Genomic DNA, 18,957 nt, shown 5'->3' with positions numbered 1-18,957 from the left:
CCTAGTCGCCCACGCAGAGCTTTCAGACAGGCAGGACAACAGATATGCGCGAGACACCCGATTCAACCTTCATGGACGTGACCGAGATGCTCCGGCGCTACCGAGACAAATCGCTGTCTCCGGTGGAAGTGCTCGAATCCACTATCGAACGAATCGAGACACACAACCCAACCTTGAATGCGCTGGGGCACACTTTCTTCGATGCTGCACGAGCACAAGCCAAGTCAGCGGAACGCCACTACGCCCGGGGCTCGGATGCGGGGCTTCCGCTCGCCGGCGTTCCCGTTGTCGTGAAAGAGGACGAACCGATTCAAGGACAACCGTGGACTCAGGGTTCCAAGGTCTATGAAGACGTGATTGCCACCCACACTTCGACTTTCGTGCAGCGAATCATCGACGCCGGTGCGATCGTTCATGCGCGATCGACAGCCCCGGAATTCTCCTCGGCCGCGTTCACACAGTCCGAACTGTGGGGAGTAACTCGCAATCCGTGGAACACGAACTACTCCGCCGGCGGGTCTTCCGGCGGATCAGCAGTCGCACTTGCCACCGGTATGACGCACTTGGCCACCGGTTCCGACGTTGCGGGATCGATCCGGACTCCGTCGTCGTTCAACGGAGTCGTCGGGTTCAAGCCGCCACACGGCCGTGTCCCGGTCGACCCGCCCTTCAACCTCGATCGCTACTGTCACTGCGGCCCGATGGCCCGCACCGTAAGCGATTGCCTCACAATGCAGTCCGTCATCGCGGGACCGACCTCCACTGACATTGCCTCGCACGTGCAGGCATCGCAACTGCCCGACCCTGCAACGCATTCATGCGCGGGAATGCGTATCGCGGTGATACCCGCATTAGGTGACTGGCCGGTCGATTCGGACGTCGCCGCCAACACCGCCAATTTGGTGGATACCCTCACTGCGCTGGGCGCACGCGCCGAGATCGTCGAAGTCGACCTGTCCCGCACCGCCGTCATGCGTGCTGCCGCCATTCACTACGACCACGTGTTCGGTGCCTCGATCGCCGCCGAGGCATCCGCGCACCCCGACAAGGTCACGGAGTACGCGAAGGAATTCGCGCGATGGGCACGCCGCACCCGTGGCGACGCGACTTTCCTGGACGGACTCGCGATCGAAGCCGAACTGTATTCATCGATCGGATCCTTGTTCGACACCTATGACGCATTGATCACTCCGGCAGTGGCGACGGACGGCTTTCTTGCCGGTGACGACTACGTCGGGCACGGAATCGAAGTGGCTGGAACCGAATTGGAGTTCTACCTCGAGGCCGTACCGGCCATCACCTTCAACATCCTGAGCAGCTGCCCGGTGCTGACAATCCCCACCGGTTTCGCTCGGAACGGAATCCCAACGGGCACACAGATCGTCGCGCGGCCGTACGACGACCGCACGGCCTTCGCGATTGGTCTCGCCCTCGAGAAGGTTCTGCCCTATCCGAATGCGCATCCAGACGGTTTCGCAACACGCGGGAATTGCTCGGGGTTCGAAACAAAGTCGGGTGCCTGGTTGACCAGAATGTAGTTAGGTGCCATATTAGTTGTATGGCAGTGGACGGAACCGATGACGACTCACCCACGTTGGATCAGGCGCGGCGGCAGTTGGAGCACTACGGTCTCGGGGCCGACCCGCAGGCGGTACTCGTTGCGGTGCGGCTGATCTCGGCGGGTGCGCGGCTCGGCCGAGCGACCGAGGTTCACTTTGCGAGGTATGGCCTGTCGACCGGTCGATACCGGCTTCTTGCGGATCTGGAAGACCACGACGGAGAGAAGTCCCCATCGCGTCTGGCGGCTGATCTCGGCGTATCGCGGGCCACGGTCACCGGCTTGGTCGACGGGCTCGAGCAGGAGGGGTTGGTCGCTCGGCGTCCCTCCGTCGAGGATGGGCGCGGTGCTGTGGTCGTCCTGACTGCTCGCGGTGCTCAGCGTTTGCGTGACATGGCGCCTGAGCACTTTGCTCGTCTCGAGGAAATGGTCGATGAGCTCACCGTCGACGAGCGTGCGGTGTTTCTGGATCTGCTCTCGCGGGTCGTTCGCGGTATCGGTGCGCTGACTGCGGAGTAGTCGACCTGGGTCCCAGATGTTCGTGTAACGATCCGAATCGCCGTCAATTTCGACAGAGACTTCTCTTTCCATGCCCAAATAGTTAGCCACCTAATCATAATCGGAAAGTTGGTCTCCTTCATGTCCGGTCTCACCCCACCGACCTCGCGCGAAAACAAAAGGGAGAAAACTAATTCCAAACGAAGAGCCTCAGTTGCCGACCGTCGCGCCGCACGACCCTTCACATTGTGGCGCGAGGTGCTGGTCGCCTACCTGGCCCCCGCACTGATGGCGGGGGCCGGCGGAGTCGCGTCTGGGCAGGCGGGTCTGACGCTGGCGGCATTTACGTCCATTGCGGGCACCTCGGCAGTGGTGGCGTTGCTGATCGGTTCCTGGCTGCAGCGCCGCGCAAGGTCGCGACCGTGGACCACGGCCCTGCCTCGCATCTTGGTGGCAGCAATTCTTGCCGTCGGAGCGGCTGTAATCGCCGGACTTGTCGGGTGGTTCGCCTCCCGTTGGTTACCAGATCACACGAGCGTGGTCGACACCGCTTGGCTTGCTCGCCTGCAGTTCGATCTGCCGATATCTGCCGCCGTCGCTGCCGTCATCGTGAGCTGGCGATGGCGCCGTCAGAAACCTTGACAGGCAACACATATCAAAAGATCCCGGTTTTCCGGGGAACAACCGAAAGGAACACGATGATCGTCATCATGGGAGCGTCCGGAACAACAGGCGGCGCGTTGCTACGCAGTCTTGCCTCCTCGGGTGTGCCGAGCAGAGCGCTGTCACGCGACCCGGACGGGCTGCGCGCCAAGCTCGGCGACTTGGCCGACGGTTTGGTCGAAGTGGTGCCGGCCGATGCCGCAGACCCCACTTCGCTACGCACGGCTTTCAAAGGGGCCGAACAGCTTTTCCTCGCCATGGCCAACGGTCCGGAACAGGTGGAGCTCGAAACGCGCGTCATCGACATAGCAGCCGAGAGCGGCATCGAACACATCGTCAAGATCTCCGATCCCGCTGCCGCAGCCGACTCGCCTATCACACTCTCCCGCGGCCACCATGCCGTCGGAGAACACCTGCGCGCCTCTGGACTCCGCCACACTCTGCTCCGCCCTTATGCGTTCATGCAGAATCTGTTGCTCCTTGCTCCGGCGGTGGCGGCGCAGGGGGTCATTCTGGGCGCGATGAAGGACGCACCGTGCAATTGGATCGATTGCCGAGACATCGGTGACGTTGCAGCCGCCGTGCTCACGCGCGCCGACCTCGCCGGCGGCACCTATGTCCTGACAGGCAGCGAGGCAGTCGGCTATGGCGGAATCGCCGACTCTCTGACCCGCATGCTTGGTCGCCCCGTCCGCTACATAGACCTGCAACCGGACGAACTGCGACAAAACCTCGTCGATCACGCCCACATGCCTCCATGGCTCGCCGAGCACATTCTGGAGATCCAGCACCTTGCCATCTCGCGCCCCGAAGCACCCACCGACACGGTGGTCCGTGTCCTGGGGCGCGAGCCCCGCAGCCTCGATGCGTTCCTACGTGAGCATCTTGACCGTTTCCGCTGACGTGACGCTGCGAGAGCAGTACCCGGCAGAAGTCACTCGGTTGGTCAACGAGCCCAGCGAATCCTTATCGGACCTCGTGCCGATTCAAGGTCGACGACTTCGCCGCCCTGGGTGATCTGGACTTCGCCGTCAGCGACCATTCGGCGGGCAGCCTCTCGGACGGGTTCCATCAGCGGACGCCAATTGTCGGGTGCCGTCGCGCGAGCCACGTCTGAGGGGCAGATGCTCGACTCGGCTGATCGCGTGCTGAGTAGTTCCCGGATCTTCGCCGACAGATCCTTTTCTTCCACCATATGAAACACCTTCCGGTCGTGACCGCTCGCAGTCAACAGCGAATGAACCTTCGATCCGGCGCGTTGTAGCGAAGGGATGGTGCACATCGATAATTATTGACGGCGTGGAGAATTCGAGTGCAAGACGCCGTGATGTAGTCCGAGAGTCATATTCGACCCGATCCCAGGAGTACACAGATCTCTTCGGTTCCATGGATTCGACGCACGCATCCGATCGGGCCCTGGTGACCAGTTGGGCTGCTGCTCTGACCGGCCCCGTGCTCGATGCCGGGTGCGGGCCGGGGCAGTGGACAGACTTTTTGGCCCAGAGCGGTCTGGCTGTGAGCGGGATCGATCTGGTTCCCGAGTTCGTCGAACGAGCCCGCACCCAATACCCAGATCTTTCCTTCGAGGTCGGGGGCTTCGAGGCATTGGACGCGAAAACAAGTTCACTGGGCGGCGTGCTGTCCTGGTACTCGCTCATTCACCACCACCCGCAAGATATCGAGGCACCGCTCGCTGAATTCGCGCGGGTGATCCGCCCCGGCGGTGGGTTGCTGGTGGGCTTCTTCGAAGGCGCAACCGTGGAGCCTTTTGATCACGCCGCGACGACTGGTTATCGATGGCCGGTGACCGAACTTGCCCAGATACTGGTCACAGCGGGTTTCGATGTGATCGAAACCCATACCCGGACGGGGAGTGGTTATCGGCCGCATGGCGCAATCACTGCCAGGCGGCGCAGCGGCGAATAGGGGATCGAGCCAGAGCGAGCGGTCCTCTTTCATTCATTTCGTGTGAGTGGTGTGCTGGATGAGTCACTCCCCTGTTTTCAGCACCGGATTATCCACAGTTGAAGGAAGGCGCCATGACCACGATTCATCTTCACCAGACAACCACCGCGACGCCCGAACAGGTCCTCGCCGGCCTGACCGACTTCGGGCCGGGCCGCGAGGAAATCTTCGGCCGCAGCGCGGACAGCTACCTGAAAGTGCACCAACAAGGGCCCCACGAAGCGGATGTCACGGAGGGCTCCAGCGGTATTTGGGAACGCCTGCACTACGACTGGACCGACCCTCATCGCGTCGTGATGACAACCACCGACTCCAACTTGTGGGGCGGGGCGTCGAGCCACACCTACACACTTACGCAGCAACCGACGGGGCTGACCGATGTCGACGCCGTCGTGGTCCGCGATGGCAAGAATCTCAAGGGAAAGCTCCTGGCATCGGTACTCGGGCTCTTCGGCACACAGGTGCTGGGTAAGTCGTTCACGAAGTCCATCGAGGCCATCGAAGCTCGCAACGGCGGAGCGAAGAAGCAGGCGGGAGAGGGCTGAAATTACCAATTCGGCAGTCGGCGGCTCCGGCTTCCGGATGGCGGTGGGCACCAAAATAGTGGTGAATTCCGAGCCTGCTGTGCGACCGGTCGGTGTGCACGCAGTCAGCAACCGCAGGTGTTGCCGACATGTAGGGATGGTTCCCAGGGTGCTGAGTGTGCTCCGGTCGTCTCAGGCGAGACGGCTTTGGCAGTCAACAATCTTTCGAGAGCATGTTGGGTGATGCTCTCAACCGGCTGTTGGGCGCTGGTCATGTCGAACTGTCCGTACTTCGCCTGGCTTCCGTCGAATGCCACGATCTTGACGTCCTCGGGGATCCGCAATCCGTGGTCGATTACGGCTCGTGTTGTTGCAGAGGTTTGGCCGTAGGTGCCGACAATGATGCCGGCTGGGGGCGCAGTGCGCGTGTCCAGGAACTTTCGTGTTGCGTCGTAGGCTCCGTCGGCGGTGAGGTCTGTGTGAATGTGCATGATTTCGGTTTCGTCCACGGCAATTGCACCTCGATAGCGTTGCTCGACAGTTTCGCGGTCACCGTGGTTCACGTCAGCCTCGGTGAACCCGCCGACGAAGGCGATGTCTCGACAGCCGTGCATTTCGACGAGATGACGGGTCGCGATCTCCCCGGCTTGTACGTGGTCGACTCCGACGATGGGCGCGTCAACGTCACCGCGAACATTGTGCATCCAGACCACCGGAATTCGAGCTTGCGCGCACATCGCCGCGGTTTCTGTTGCGTTGGAAGCGCCTACCACGATGAGTCCGTCGATACCTGCCTCGACGAATGCGGACACAAATTCCGCTTCTCGCACGGGGTCGTAGCCGGTGTTGGCGACAATGGTGAGGTGGTCACGGGCGCGTGCCGCCCTTTCGATGGTGCCGACGAACTCCCCGAACAACGGCATCGTCAAATCGGGTACCAGCAAACCGATCTGTCGCCACCGCCGCTGTTTGCGCAATGCCTGCGCGCGTCGGTCAGGCCGATAGTTCAACTCGGCCATTGCCTGAGAAACGCGGGCGCGCAGGACATCTGAAACTTGGCGGGGGCCGTCGTTGAGTACGTAGCTCACCACCGCCGTCGATGTACCTGCACGTCGCGCCACATCGGCGACGGTCGGACGTTTAGCATCCACTGCAACCCTCCTCTGCCTCATCATCTGTCCAGCCTCATCATCTGCCCAGCCATCACCGCAGCCCATAATCGCTCATGGGAAAAGAGATTGAATCACCATGATTGTGACAGTTCCACAGTCCTGGGGCCGTCCCTAATCTAATCGATTAGAAGAGTTACGGCATCGACTCGCGGACGTAACAGAGGATTGGTGGAGTAGTCGGCATGGCATTCGTAAGGCTCACTGGCGTCACTTATTTGGACCCCGAACTTGTCCACGACAGTTATGTGCTGTTCACGGGTGCGGACTCGGTGACCCGCCTGATCGACCTTGCAGGGGCGGTTCTGCACGAGTGGCCATATGCGGGAGTCCCACCCCGCATTCTCGACCCTGCACTCAACGACGGGTTGGTAGGCGACGTGGGTGTGCAGTTGTCCGCGAGCGGCGATCCTCGCGGTGGCATTTATGCCAATGGCACCATCGGTCAGCTTGATTGGGCAGGCGAGCGACGCTGGGAGTGGGGTGCCGAGGCCCCCGACGGAGTCGCGCGCCAGAACCACGACTGGGAGTTACTGCCCAACGGCAACCGGCTGATCCTGGTGACTGTTCCACGGGTGGTGCCGACTCTCGGTGATTCTGTAGTCGGCGACCAAGGTCTCTACGAAGTCGCTCCGGACGGCGCCATTGTGTGGTCGTGGCTGGCCGGCGATCACCTGGAAGAGTTCGGATTTTCCGATGAAGGCTGGGCCGCGCTGCGCGAGACCGTCGCCCGGGACCCGGAAGACCCTTGGGGATACCTGGAGATGAACAGCGCCAAGTCGCTGGGACCCAACCGCTGGCACGATGTCGACCCTGACGGTGTTTTTGCGCCGGACAACATCATGATCAGCTTCCGTAAGGCCAACATCGTTGCTCTCATCGACAGATCCACCGGATCGCCCGTGTGGCAGTGCGGCCCCTACTACACCGCGCAAGCTGGTGTCCAACATCAGCGGATCAGTGTGCACAAAGTGCCCCGTCCGCTCGATCAAACCTCGGGACAACACAATCCGCACATGATTGCCCCGGGACTGCCGGGGGCGGGCAATATTCTGATTTTCGACAATCAGGGTGGAGCGGGTTACCCGTCGGCGGCGATCGGAATCTATGCCGGCTCGCGGGTGCTCGAGATCGATCCGGTCACTTCGGAGATCGTCTGGCAGTACACCGCTGAGGACTCAGGGCAACCTCCCTGGGCCTTCTTCAGTTCGTTCGTCAGCAACGCGCAACGATTGCCGAACGGAAATACCTTGATCACCGAGGGGATGCAAGGTCGCCTGTTCCAGGTGACACCCGGCGGTGCTGTGGTGTGGGAGTACCACAGCCCGTACGAGGGGTACGGCGTTGCCGGCGAGCCCGAAGTCACACAGATTCGGGTACCTGGCGTCGACCGCCTCAGTCTGACTCCGCTGGTGTATCGGTCGCAGGCCGTCCCGTTCGAATGGACCCCGCTTCGCCCACCGACTATTTCACTGCCACACATCGATCTGCGTCGCCGGAACTGAAAGCGAAAACCGCTTCCGCCCAATCAACTCATGAGAGGTAACCGATGACGACCGGTCTGCCACCCCGTGCCGACGAATCGGCGCCGAACCGTGTCGTAGCGCCTTCGCCGCGCAAGGCGTGGTTGCCTGCCGACGCGATCCAACAGATCGGTGTGCGACTCGGTTCGGCCGGCTGGACCCTTCTCGGCCTGATGATCGCCGCGACGCTGTGGTCGGTGATCGTGGCCACCGGCCGCTTTCCTCGACAGCTGTTGCCCAGTGTCCCAGAAATCCTCTCGGCCGGGCAAACATTATGGCGGGACGGCCTGCTCACGGATGACATCCTTGCAAGTTTGTCGAGGGCTGCAAGCGGTTTCGTGTTGGGTGCGGCGATCGGGTTACTCGTCGCCGTCGTCACCGCAACAACCACAGCGGGACGCAAACTGCTCCAGCCAGTGCTGCGGGTGTTCTCACCCATTCCCACCATCGGGCTCGTTCCGCTGGCCATCTTGTGGTTCGGGCTGGGTGAAGACAGCAAGGTCCTTGTGATCGCGCTCGGTGTATTCGTGCCTGTCTGGATCAACAGTCACGCCGGATTATCCAGCACTCCAATTGATTACCTCGAAGCCTCCCGCTGTCTGGGTGCGGGCAGGTGGCAAACGTTGCGAAAGGTCATCGTGCCTGAGGCCGCACCCGACATTGTCTCAGGTCTGCGGGTTGGAGCGGCAATGGCATTTGTGCTGATCGTGGTGGCTGAAATGACCGGCACCACAGTCGGAATCGGCTATCGCATCTATCAGGCACAGCTGTTCTCCCAGGCCGACCGGTTGATCTTTTGCCTAGTGGTCCTGGGCGTGATCGGCGCGCTGTGTGACTTCGCTGTCAACGCAACCACGGCACCACTCATCAGCTGGGCGAAAGAACAACACTGACATGGCCATAGAGACCCACAACCTTGTTGTCCAATTCCCGGGTACCCCACGACCCACTCTCGACCGCATCTCGATGACCATCCCCGAAGGTTCGTTCACGGTGCTCGTCGGGGCATCTGGAAGCGGCAAATCCACACTGCTGCATTGTCTTGCGGGATTGACTACCCCAACTAGTGGCAGTGTCACCGACAACGGTGAGATCGTTACCGCCCCCGCCCCTCGGCGCGGCGTCGCTTTTCAACGCGACGTGTTGTTCCCGTGGATGACGGTGGCCGACAACATCGATTTCGCGCTCGTCGCCCGCGGACTGCCGCACAAGATTCGCCAGGCGCGTATCGGTGAACTACTCGAGTTGGTCGGGCTCGCGCCGCAGGTCAGCAGGCAACGACCTGCCGAGTTGTCCGGGGGTATGCGTCAGCGCGTGAGCATCGCGCGTGTTCTCGCCGGCGAGCCCGAGGTCATGCTGATGGACGAACCGTTCGCTGCCCTCGACGCTCTCACCCGATTGCGTATGCAGGACCTGCTCATCGATTTGTGGACGCGCCTCAACCGCACAGTTGTGTTTGTCACCCACGATGTTGATGAGGCGATTCGGCTCGGTGACACCATCAACGTGCTGAGCGGCGGTGGTATCGCCGAGCGCATCGTCAATCCGCTCGACCGCCCACGCCCTGCCGACAGCCTCGCAGACCTGCCCGGTTACAGCGAAATTCGCAAAACCCTGCATCACCAGCTCGGCATCGACCACGCAGCGCAGTAACGAACTCTGCCTGCGATGGGCGGCGTTCCCGCCGTTCTTCTACTCATTTGCAAAGGACGATCTATCGTGACCACATCTCTACGCCGTGTCTTTCTGAGCGCGATCGCTGTCTTGGCAATCGCCGTATCGGCCACCGCATGCGCCGGTACGGATTCCGATTCCGACACGCTTACAGTCGGATTCGTCGTCGACCCGTCATGGGCGCAGATCCCCGTCGCCGCCGAGACCGGATTGTTCGACGATCAGGACGTAAAAGTCAAGGTCGTGAACTTTTCCTCCGGTGTGGAAGCGCTGCAGGCTTTGGCCGCCGGCCAGGTCGACATCACCACCGCCGCTGACGTACCCACTTCGGCTGCGATCGTCCGAAACCCGGCGTTGCGCATTGTCGGTGATGGTTCACGTTGGCAGGGATCCAAGATCGTCGCCCGACGTGACGCAGGAATCAACACCACCGCCGACCTCGCCGGCAAATCCATCGGAACTCCGCTGGGCACCAGTGCCGCTTACTACATTTCAAATGCACTGACTGCCGGAAACCTCGAGGCCGATCTTGTCCAGGTTTCGCCCGCAGCTGTCGTTACTGCCGTCAGTCAGCGCAATGTCGACGCCGTCTCCATCTTTCAGCCCTATCAGGCACAGGCTATCGAGGCGTTGGGCAAAGACGCTGTCGAATTGACCGGCGGCACATACAGTCAGCACAGCCTGTACCTCTCCACCGAGACGGCGATCTCAGCCAAGAGTGACGCAATTACCAAATTCTTCTCCGCGATCCGTGAAGCCGGCGCCAGCCTGACCAGTAAGAACGACGAAGCCGTTGATGCCGTAGCCAAGTCCACTCAGCTCGACGCCAACCTGTTGCGATCGATCCTGGGTGAATTCGACTTCACCCTCCAACTCACGCCGGGCCTTGCGACCAACTTGCACGAACTCGCGGAATGGGCGCAAGCTGAAGGGAATATCGTGGCTGGCGTCGGCCTGCCCGACTACGCCACATTTCTCGAAACTCGTTTCATCACATCTTGATTGGATGAGGACGCCGCAATAGGGTCGCCCTCCGCCATTACCGGTGGGGGTCGTCGGCCGGTAGCCATATTCCGTCTTCATGTATTCCGAGATCGGCAACGTCGCGAGTGAGAGCGTCGACGGCCGCGAGAACAGCAGGGCGCGTTTCACTCTCGCGGCACAGAAGCGACCACGTCCAGATTGCCGTCGGGTCGACCATCGAGCGTGCAGTGAGATCGGTTGGCAGAGTTGTGGTCTGGCCCTTGGGTGAGTTGACCACGGGGCGGCCGATGGCACGGACGTGATCGAAGAATGCGGGGCCGGTGATACCGCCGTCGTTGATGCGCAGGATCTGTGCGCCGGTATCGCGGGCGAATTCTTCGGCGAAGACGTTCCACGACAACCAGGAGGTGGTGTCGTCGTCGACCAGTAGGACGACGTCTTGCGCCTGCACCGGTGTGGTGTCCGCACCGGTGGAGACCGCGTAAACCCGATCCGCGCCGAGTAGTCGGGACTTCAGGCCATGTTGGGCGACATCGGTTTTCCGCACCCAGGCTATGGCAAGGTCGAGGCTGCCGTCTGCCACGCGCGCGGCCTGCGCGTGCGAGGGCACCACCCACGGGTCGACGTGCAGTTGCGCGACCCCTGAGGTGCGCGCGATCAGATCTGTCGGAAGCCAATTGACGTAGCCGATCCGGACAGGCTCTGCTCCGGACAGACGTTCCGCGCGACGACGCAGATTTTCGGCTCGCTCGAGTAACGCGCGGACTTCGGGGAGCAGCGCCGCGCCGGCGGGGGTAAGCGCGACGGAGCGGCGGTCGCGGACGAACAGCTTGACGCCGAGGTCTCGCTCGAGCGCCATGATCTGCTGCGACAACGAGGGCCCGGCTATCAGCAGCCGTGCCGCGGCCCGGCCGAAGTGCAGTTCCTCGGCGACGACCTCGAAGTATCTCAGCTGACGAAGCTCCACAATCACAGATGCTACGTGCGGTGGGAGGCTGCGCCTATCAGTCAGGAGCAAAGCGGTCGTGGCGGCCGGCGCGGACGAGGCACACGATAAGTCCATGACCTCAGCCCTGAACGGAGTCTCCCCGCGAACGCACGCTGTCCAAGCAGCCGCTGCGCTGGCTGCGAGCATGGGAATCGGGCGATTCGTCTACACACCGATACTGCCGTTGATGCACACGCAGGCCGGTCTGTCCGCCTCGCTCGGCGCCACTCTGGCCACCGCCAACTACATCGGGTATCTCATCGGCGCGCTCGCCGGAATCCTCATTCCCGGGGTCGTGCGCTCGGCAGTGGTGATGCGTACTTCGTTGGTGGTCCTCATCGCGACGTTGGCGCTCATGCCCACCACACACGACGGATCGATCTGGTTCGCCCTGAGGCTCGTCGCAGGCATCTCCAGTGCGCTCGTCTTCATGATCGCTGTCAGCGCTTTGCACGCGCACCTTCGGGGAAAGTTCCAACACCTCGCCGGATGGGGGTTCGGCGGAGTCGGGCTGGGTATCGCCTTGTCCGGTGTCCTCGTGTTCGGTATCCGCTTCATCGGCACCTGGACCACTGCCTGGTTGGCGTCCGCGGCCCTTGCAGTGGTGTGCGCCGTCGTAGCCTGGGGGCTGACACCGGAACCGCGTCCGATCATCACACCGGACGCCCCGGGAACTACCGGTCCCCGACGCGCCCATCGCTGGTTCATGGCCTTGTTCATCAGTTATTTTCTGGAAGGAATCGGCTACATCATCGCGGGCACGTTCCTCGTTGCCGCCATCGATCTCGCCGCACCAGAATGGGTAGGCAGCGCCGCCTGGATCGTGGTCGGGTTGGCCGCATTTCCGTCCTGCGCCCTATGGGCCTGGCTCAGCCGGCGTTGGTCGCGACCGACCTTGCTGCTCGTCGCACTCTTGATACAGGCAATCGGCATTGCGCTGCCTGCCGTGATCGGTGGCGTCGGCCCCGCGCTGATTTCCGCTTTCCTGTTCGGCGTGACCTTCCTCGGTGTCGGGTCCATCGTGTTGGCAATCGGCGCACACCTGCAGTTCCCACGCGCCGTGGCGCTGCTGACCGCTGGCTACAGCGTCGGCCAGATTCTCGGTCCACTCGTAGTCACTCCGTTGCTGCGAGACGGGTATCGCGATGCTCTGCTGCTCGGCAGTGCCGTCGTCCTTGCGGCGGCTGTGACCGCCACAGCGTTACGGTTCCGATTCCCTGCCGATCTCGAGGCGGGCCCTCGGACGGCCACTTCGAACAAGGAGGTAGTTTTTGATGTCAGATGATGAAACCGGCGGAGCACTATCCGTCGGAGCACTATCCGTCGAAGGACTGGAGATGTTCGAATGAGTGCACTCACAACCGATCTCGACCTGAAGGTCCCTGTCATCGCGGCTCCCATGGCCGGCGGTGCGTCAACGCCGGCTCTCGTCGCAGCTGCTTCTCGGGCTGGCGGTCTCGGCTTCCTTGCCGCCGGGTACAAGACGCCACAGGCTCTGGCCGACCAGATCGACATCGTTCGTGCCGCGGGAGTGTCGTTCGGCGTCAATATCTTTGCGCCCAACCCGGTACCAGTCGACGCCGACGCTTTCCGAATCTACGCCCAGGCGATCCAGGTCGAGGCGGATCGTTACGGCGTCACACTTCCTCAGGGCGAACCGGTCGAGGACGACGACTATTTCGAGGACAAGATCGATCTGCTCCTGGCAACCCCGGTTCCGGTGGTCAGCTTCACTTTCGGCTTTCCTCGGCCCGCCGTCGTCAAGGCGCTGCGCGCGGCCGGTTCAGTTGTCGTGCTGACCGTGACTTCGGAGGCAGAGGCAGTTCTTGCGGTCGACGCGGGAGCTGACCTTCTGGTCGTTCAATCCTCGGCTGCCGGTGGTCACTCCGGAACCATTACTCCCCTGCAGGTTCCGGCAGAAACACCGATCGTCGAACTTATCGCGCAGATCCGTCACCGCACGTCGGTTCCGCTCTTGGCGGCCGGTGGACTGGCGACCTCCGCCGACGTCGCAGCGGTAGTGCGCGCCGGAGCGGAGGCCGCGGTAGTCGGTACTGTGCTGCTTCGCACCGACGAGAGTGGTGCCTCGGCTCCACACAAGGCAGCTTTGGCCGACACGTCACGCGGAAGCACCGTCGTCACAAGAGCTTTCACGGGACGTCCCGCACGTGCACTTCGGAACGAGTTCATCGACCGCTACGACGCACTGGCGCCCATCGGATATCCGGCGATCCATCATCTGACCAACCCGATGCGCAAAGCTGCTGTTGCGCAGAGCGATCCCGAGCGCATGCACCTGTGGGCCGGCACCGGGTATCGCCATGCCACTGCGGAATCGGCAGAGGTACTGCTCACGCGATTGACCAACTTGTGATGGCCCGGACGCAGGACATCCCATTGTCGGAAGTAGTGACGTACGACGGTTTGCCGGCGTCTGCGGGTGGTGCGCACTCGCTTCGAGCCAAGAGGCCTGACAAGGCATTTGAGTGCCTGCGCACGTTCTTGGAGGCCTGCACCGAACCAGTGTCTTTGCCGTCGTGGACATTCGAAATCTACAAGGGTGCACCGCAAGTGCCGACCGAGCAGGTGTCATCGTTTGCCACCGAAATCCTCGGTGGGCCCCGCCACAAAGCGCAAACCCATACCGAATGGAACGTGGCGGCTGGATCCGTCAACGAAGCGCTCGACGCCCTCGTTGTAGTCGGCCCCGAGGCCGTGACGGCCCACGGGCGTTCGCTCGCGGTATTGACCTACAGTGCGCGCGTGCGTCTACTCGACCCGAGCACCAGCGCGCCGTACCCCGATGTCACTCCGGACGCGTTCGGCCGCTTCGCCGTTGACGGGTACGGTCGGCTTCTGGGGGACTCGGGAATTCGCGCAACGCTCGGCAACGGCGCGTCTTCACTGTCCGTGTGGCTCAACCTACCTGCAGACGAACGGTTGTCGCCCGGTGCGCGTCACCTACAAGACCATCTCCCGTTCCGGCTGTCCACAAAACACTGGCGTCTCTGGCGGCCGAACCGGAGCGGAGACTCGTACCGTTCCAACAAGATTCCGTCACCGGTTTTCGATCAGGCTTGAATCACGCAGCAAGCGTTCTCATCTCGAGCAGAGTTTGCCGATCTCGGCGACTATGCGATCCGAGCTGCGAACCACCCACACCGCGCGTGCGTCTCGTATTGTCGGCATCAAAAATCGATCTTTCTCAATGGGCCAGTGCACAAAGGGAAATCCGCGGGCCAGCTCATCTTGGACTTCTCCGGCGATCAGAGCCCTCAGCTCCTGCGTAGGCTGTTCGATGTGTGGCCCGCCGAAGCCGAAGCCCCTCAGTGGGCTGGTTCCTGCACTCTTGTACTTCGGTCGCGGACCAGCGTCGAGCGCGAGGTGGCAGTAGCCGTCATCGAGCATCGACACCGTCCACACGCAGTTCTGCATGTAGGTAGAAGGGCCGTGCCAGCGGCACTGCAGATCCCTGCCGACAGCCTGGCACGCAGTGGCGACATCCTAGAACGCTTCTTCCTCCAGTTCCATGATCTCGTTGTCGAGGGAACCCAGGATTTCTTTGGTCGACGCCAGGATGGGCAATATGTTCTTCGCGAAGTACGACGCGATGACCACCTTGCCCCGATAGAAGGACCGGTCTTTTTCCGACGCGTCGCGATCCAAGGCTGCCAGCGCGACTTCGGCCTGTACGAGTAGTCGCCATCCGATGAGCAGGTCACCCACCGCGTACAGAAAGCGCACTGAGCCGAGGCCTATTTTGTACAACTCGGAAGGCTGGTCTTGGGAACCCATCAGATAGCCGGTGAGCGTCCCGGCCATCTCTTGCACGTCGGTCAACGCGGTTTCGAGCAAAACTCGCTCGGCCTTGAGGCGACCGTTGCCTGCCTCGCTGTCGATGAACTCTCGTATGCGACCGGCTATGTGAGCGAGTGCAACGCCACGGTCACGGGCGATCTTCCGAAAGAAGAAGTCCTGCGCCTGGATCGCCGTGGTGCCCTCGTACAGGGTGTCGATCTTGGCATCGCGAATGTACTGCTCGATGGGGTAGTCCTGTAGATAACCGGAGCCGCCCAAAGTCTGCAGGCTCTCGGTGAGCAGTTCGTAGGCTTTCTCGGATCCGACGCCTTTGACGATGGGCAGCAGCAGATCGTTCACTCGTGCCGCCAATTCGGCGTCGGCACCCGAAACCAATTCGGCGACATCGGCATTCTGGTGTGCGGCAGTGTAGAGGTAAACCGCTCTGAGGCCTTCGGCGTACGCCTTCTGCATCGCCAGACTGCGTCGGACGTCGGGGTGGTGGGTGATGGCCACGCGGGGTGCGGTCTTGTTTGTCAGTTCTGTGAGGTCCGCGCCTTGAATTCGTTCTTTTGCGTACTCCAAGGCGTTGAGATAGCCGGTGGACAACGTTCCGGTAGCTTTGGTACCCACCATCATCCGGGCATTCTCGATCACCTGGAACATCTGGGCGATACCGTTGTGAACATCACCCACGAGCCAGCCGACGGCGGGAACGTCAGTCGCCCCGAATGTGAGTTCGCAGGTCGGGGAAGACTTGAGGCCCATCTTGTGTTCGACGCCTGTGACGTAGACGCCGTTTCGCTCGCCCAATTCGAGTGTCTTCGAATCGAAGTGGAACTTCGGAACGTAGAATAGGCTCAACCCCTTGGTGCCGGGGCCGGCTCCCTCGGGGCGGGCAAGCACCAAGTGGAAGAGGTTCTCGGCAGTGTCTCCGACGTCGCCGCCGGAGATGAACCGCTTGACACCCTCGATGTGCCACGTGCCGTCATTCTGCTCGATTGCTTTCGTTCGGCCTGCGCCAACATCGGATCCGGCGTCGGGTTCGGTCAGTACCATCGTTCCGGCCCAGCCACGCTCGAATCCTTCTTTGGCCCAGTGCTTTTGCTGTTCGTTGCCGATGCTGTAGAGCACGCTCGCCATCAGCGGACCCATGTTGAAAAAGCTCGCCGATCCGTTTGCCGCGACCAACATTTCGCCGATCGCCCAGACCAACGGCGCGGGAGCAGGAACGCCGCCCATGCCCTCCGGTAGTCCGAGCCGCGACCAACCAGCCTCGTTCACCGCCTCGACGGTCTTGCGTAGAGGTTCCGGGACCACGACGGCGTGGTTGGGTGCGTCGAATTCGACAGGGTTCCGATCCGCGTCGGCAAAGGATGCGGCGACCGGGCCCTCCGCCAGCCTCGCTACTTCGGCAAGAATGTTGCGCACGGTGTCGGTGTCGAGGTCCCCGTAAGCGCCGGCATCCAACAGTTCGCCGATCCCGAGTACCTCGAACAGGTTGAACTCGATATCGCGCACGTTGCTTTTGTAGTGACCCATTGTTCTCCGACCCTGGTGTTGTCAGCAATACGGTGTTGTCAGCAATACGGCTCGTCAGCGGTACACAAGAAAGCCTGCCCCACAAGGAATTCAGTACGCAACCGTAGGTTGAGACAGGTGTCGTTGCTGTGAAGTAACACGGTTGCGGTTCGTGTCGAACATGCACTCTTACAATCGGTTGCCGAATGTGGCGCGAGTCGGCCGAGGAATGCCTGTGCGACGCCCAGGTCGGTTCAAAGAGGTTGCACACCAGACGAAGTAATGATCCTCACCTCAGGGATTGTGCGCAGTCACCGTGATCAGTGCGTACGCAACTCGGTGAACCAGGAGTTTCCCCCGACGGTAGCGGAGGTGTTCCTTGATCGGTCGCGGCGGTGCCGAACGCCGAGCCGTTCCCGTTTCATGGACCAATTCGCGCTACCGTCGGGGTAGATACTGTTCGAACCGGGGAGAGGCGCCCATGACACGACGACAGATCCGAGGACTTGGCGCCGCCGTGCTCGTATCAGCCTTGATGACTGCTTGCAGTACCGAGGACACTGAAGGGCCTGGTCCGGGGGTAAGCACTGCAACAAGATCGGCACCCGCCGCGGCGTTCGGTGAACCCGAGAGCTTCGCCGACGGCTTGGACGCGCCCTGGTCGATCGCTTTCCATGGCCAGACGCCACTTGTCAGTGAGCGCGACACCGCGCGAATCCTCGAAGTCGACGGCAGCGGAAGCGCCCGTGAGGTGGGAGTTATTGACGGCGTCAGCCCTAGGAACGAGGGTGGTCTCCTCGGGATCGCTGTACATGAAAACGACCTGTATGTGTACTTCACCGCCGACGGGGAAAACCGGATCGAGCGTTATGGAATCACCGGCGATCCCGGAGCGCTTGCCCTCGGGCCGGCTGAGACGATTCTCGACGGCCTCGCTTCGGCCAACTACCACAACGGAGGTCGCATCGCGTTCGGCCCGGACGGGATGCTGTACGCCACCGTCGGTGATGCCGGTAGTCGCGACCGGGCTCAGGATCTCGATTCGTTGTCCGGGAAGATCCTTCGCATGACCCCGGATGGTGATGTGCCGCAAGATAACCCGTTTCCGAACTCGCTCGTCTACAGCTACGGTCACCGCAACTCGCAGGGCATTGCCTGGACCGAGGACGGCACGATGTATGCCAGCGAGTTCGGGCAAGACACCTGGGACGAGCTCAACAAAATCGAAGCAGGCGGAAACTACGGGTGGCCCGAGGTCGAAGGGATTGCGGGCGAAGACGGATTCATCGACCCGCTCCAACAATGGTCACCTGATGATGCCAGCCCTAGCGGAATCGTCATCCACGACGGCACGATCTACATCGCCAATCTCCGCGGTGAGCGACTCCGGGCTGTGCCGTTGACCGACCCCGCAACGGCTGACGAGCAGTTTGTCGACACGTACGGACGCCTTCGCGACGTTGCCATCGCTCCCGATGGGGCGCTGTGGATACTGACGAACAACACCGACGGTCGCGGCGACCCGAAGCCCGGCGACGACCGCATCATTCGCGTCCCGTTGCGCTGACGTCGATATCCGGTGAACGCGCCCTCCATCTCGAGGATCCTCGCCGCGGCCAGTGATTCATTACTATCGGTGCGACGGATAATGAGGGCACGGATCGGAGAGACGGCATGGGGACTTGGGGTTCAGGACCTTTCGACAACGACGTAGCGGGCGACCTGCTCAGCGCAGTACAAGCGGGTGACTACGACATCGACGATTACGCACGCCACCCCGACGACGGCTACCTCGATGCCGACGATGCTCAAACAGCGATCGCTGTCGCCGAGATCCTTGCGGTTGCGCACGGGGTTGCGCCGAAGCCTGTGCAGCTAAGCGAAATTGATGCCGCCGGTTACGTCGGAACCTTGAGTCCGGAGCAGAAGGCGTGGGTCCTCGCCGCTCTCGAGCGCGCAGTCTCCGGCAGCGACTCGTCGGAGTTGCACGAGTTGTGGGAAGAGAACGGTCCGGAAGACCTCGAGGCTTGGCGGGCACCGATTCTGAGTAGATTGGCCAGTCTCAAAGCGCTGGGATGAGTGTCACCCGCCA

At 61.9% G+C, this 18,957-nt stretch carries 19 protein-coding genes; 15 read left to right on the top strand and 4 right to left on the bottom strand.

Annotation, left to right across the window (positions count from 1 at the left end):
- The first annotated feature begins 44 nt into the window (after nucleotides 1-44).
- The 4 genes from ACFQ6H_RS14170 to ACFQ6H_RS14155 all read left to right on the top strand — a co-directional run bounded on the left by ACFQ6H_RS14170 (nucleotide 45) and on the right by ACFQ6H_RS14155 (nucleotide 3,621).
- Nucleotides 45-1,538, top strand: a complete 1,494-nt coding sequence (locus tag ACFQ6H_RS14170) for an amidase (protein ID WP_378646745.1) — start codon at nucleotides 45-47, stop codon at nucleotides 1,536-1,538.
- A gap of 20 nt (nucleotides 1,539-1,558) precedes the next feature.
- Nucleotides 1,559-2,077 carry a MarR family winged helix-turn-helix transcriptional regulator gene (locus ACFQ6H_RS14165; RefSeq protein WP_378646743.1) on the top strand — a complete coding sequence of 173 codons (519 nt, stop codon included), beginning with the start codon at nucleotides 1,559-1,561 and terminating at the stop codon, nucleotides 2,075-2,077.
- A gap of 237 nt (nucleotides 2,078-2,314) precedes the next feature.
- Nucleotides 2,315-2,698 carry a hypothetical protein gene (locus ACFQ6H_RS14160; RefSeq protein ID WP_378639983.1) on the top strand — a complete coding sequence of 128 codons (384 nt, stop codon included), beginning with the start codon at nucleotides 2,315-2,317 and terminating at the stop codon, nucleotides 2,696-2,698.
- A gap of 56 nt (nucleotides 2,699-2,754) precedes the next feature.
- On the top strand, nucleotides 2,755-3,621 hold the full coding sequence (locus tag ACFQ6H_RS14155; RefSeq protein WP_378646741.1) for an NmrA family NAD(P)-binding protein: 867 nt from the start codon (nucleotides 2,755-2,757) through the stop codon (nucleotides 3,619-3,621).
- A 44-nt stretch (nucleotides 3,622-3,665) separates the two neighbouring features.
- Here ACFQ6H_RS14155 and ACFQ6H_RS14150 read toward each other — a convergent pair whose 3' ends face one another.
- Nucleotides 3,666-3,914, bottom strand: a complete 249-nt coding sequence (locus tag ACFQ6H_RS14150; protein ID WP_378541482.1) for a DUF3253 domain-containing protein — start codon at nucleotides 3,912-3,914, stop codon at nucleotides 3,666-3,668.
- A gap of 104 nt (nucleotides 3,915-4,018) precedes the next feature.
- On the opposite strand from ACFQ6H_RS14150, the gene ACFQ6H_RS14145 reads away from it, so the two are divergent.
- Complete coding sequence (locus ACFQ6H_RS14145) at nucleotides 4,019-4,645, top strand: class I SAM-dependent methyltransferase (RefSeq protein ID WP_378646739.1); 627 nt, start codon at nucleotides 4,019-4,021, stop codon at nucleotides 4,643-4,645.
- Nucleotides 4,646-4,758: 113 nt separating this feature from the next.
- Nucleotides 4,759-5,229: a hypothetical protein gene (locus ACFQ6H_RS14140; RefSeq protein ID WP_378639987.1), complete on the top strand. Its 471-nt coding sequence runs from the start codon at nucleotides 4,759-4,761 to the stop codon at nucleotides 5,227-5,229.
- 104 nt (nucleotides 5,230-5,333) lie between these two features.
- Here the strand turns inward: ACFQ6H_RS14140 and ACFQ6H_RS14135 are convergent, their stop codons facing one another.
- Nucleotides 5,334-6,359, bottom strand: a complete 1,026-nt coding sequence (locus ACFQ6H_RS14135) for a LacI family DNA-binding transcriptional regulator (protein ID WP_378530243.1) — start codon at nucleotides 6,357-6,359, stop codon at nucleotides 5,334-5,336.
- 203 nt (nucleotides 6,360-6,562) lie between these two features.
- Here ACFQ6H_RS14135 and ACFQ6H_RS14130 point away from each other — a divergent pair, with 203 nt between their 5' ends.
- The 4 genes from ACFQ6H_RS14130 to ACFQ6H_RS14115 all read left to right on the top strand — a co-directional run bounded on the left by ACFQ6H_RS14130 (nucleotide 6,563) and on the right by ACFQ6H_RS14115 (nucleotide 10,576).
- Nucleotides 6,563-7,882, top strand: a complete 1,320-nt coding sequence (locus tag ACFQ6H_RS14130; protein ID WP_378646737.1) for an aryl-sulfate sulfotransferase — start codon at nucleotides 6,563-6,565, stop codon at nucleotides 7,880-7,882.
- Nucleotides 7,883-7,926: 44 nt separating this feature from the next.
- Nucleotides 7,927-8,793: an ABC transporter permease gene (locus tag ACFQ6H_RS14125; RefSeq protein ID WP_378646735.1), complete on the top strand. Its 867-nt coding sequence runs from the start codon at nucleotides 7,927-7,929 to the stop codon at nucleotides 8,791-8,793.
- Between the two features lies 1 nt (nucleotide 8,794).
- On the top strand, nucleotides 8,795-9,553 hold the full coding sequence (locus ACFQ6H_RS14120) for an ABC transporter ATP-binding protein (protein ID WP_378530249.1): 759 nt from the start codon (nucleotides 8,795-8,797) through the stop codon (nucleotides 9,551-9,553).
- A gap of 66 nt (nucleotides 9,554-9,619) precedes the next feature.
- On the top strand, nucleotides 9,620-10,576 hold the full coding sequence (locus tag ACFQ6H_RS14115; protein ID WP_378646733.1) for an ABC transporter substrate-binding protein: 957 nt from the start codon (nucleotides 9,620-9,622) through the stop codon (nucleotides 10,574-10,576).
- A gap of 37 nt (nucleotides 10,577-10,613) precedes the next feature.
- On the opposite strand, the gene ACFQ6H_RS14110 is transcribed toward ACFQ6H_RS14115, so the two are convergent.
- The gene (locus ACFQ6H_RS14110) at nucleotides 10,614-11,525 is read right to left on the bottom strand and encodes a LysR family transcriptional regulator (protein WP_378646731.1); all 912 of its coding nucleotides are present in this window, start codon (nucleotides 11,523-11,525) and stop codon (nucleotides 10,614-10,616) included.
- A 94-nt stretch (nucleotides 11,526-11,619) separates the two neighbouring features.
- Between ACFQ6H_RS14110 and ACFQ6H_RS14105 the strand changes: the two genes are divergently transcribed.
- From ACFQ6H_RS14105 to ACFQ6H_RS14095, 3 genes are read left to right on the top strand one after another with little or no spacing between them, the layout of a single operon-like run.
- Entirely contained in the window at nucleotides 11,620-12,831 is a 1,212-nt protein-coding gene (locus ACFQ6H_RS14105; protein ID WP_378646729.1) for a YbfB/YjiJ family MFS transporter, read from the top strand.
- 60 nt (nucleotides 12,832-12,891) lie between these two features.
- Nucleotides 12,892-13,920: an NAD(P)H-dependent flavin oxidoreductase gene (locus ACFQ6H_RS14100; RefSeq protein ID WP_378646727.1), complete on the top strand. Its 1,029-nt coding sequence runs from the start codon at nucleotides 12,892-12,894 to the stop codon at nucleotides 13,918-13,920.
- Entirely contained in the window at nucleotides 13,917-14,627 is a 711-nt protein-coding gene (locus tag ACFQ6H_RS14095; protein ID WP_378646725.1) for a hypothetical protein, read from the top strand. The genes ACFQ6H_RS14100 and ACFQ6H_RS14095 overlap by 4 nt, the downstream gene beginning before the upstream one ends.
- Before the next feature lie 423 nt (nucleotides 14,628-15,050).
- On the opposite strand, the gene ACFQ6H_RS14090 is transcribed toward ACFQ6H_RS14095, so the two are convergent.
- Entirely contained in the window at nucleotides 15,051-16,886 is a 1,836-nt protein-coding gene (locus ACFQ6H_RS14090; protein ID WP_378640005.1) for an acyl-CoA dehydrogenase, read from the bottom strand.
- Nucleotides 16,887-17,346: 460 nt separating this feature from the next.
- Between ACFQ6H_RS14090 and ACFQ6H_RS14085 the strand changes: the two genes are divergently transcribed.
- Together ACFQ6H_RS14085 and ACFQ6H_RS14080 are read left to right on the top strand one after the other, a co-directional pair.
- A complete protein-coding gene (locus tag ACFQ6H_RS14085) occupies nucleotides 17,347-18,432 on the top strand; it encodes a PQQ-dependent sugar dehydrogenase (RefSeq protein ID WP_378646723.1) in 1,086 nt (361 codons plus the stop codon).
- A gap of 107 nt (nucleotides 18,433-18,539) precedes the next feature.
- Entirely contained in the window at nucleotides 18,540-18,944 is a 405-nt protein-coding gene (locus ACFQ6H_RS14080; RefSeq protein WP_378646721.1) for a DUF4259 domain-containing protein, read from the top strand.
- Nucleotides 18,945-18,957: the final 13 nt, after the last annotated feature.

The organism is Rhodococcus sp. NPDC056506, from assembly GCF_042794945.1.
In the GTDB taxonomy this organism is placed as follows: Bacteria; Actinomycetota; Actinomycetes; order Mycobacteriales; family Mycobacteriaceae; genus Rhodococcus_F.
Note: the sequence above shows the minus strand (reverse complement) of the source record. Positions and strands in the feature narration are given on the sequence as shown.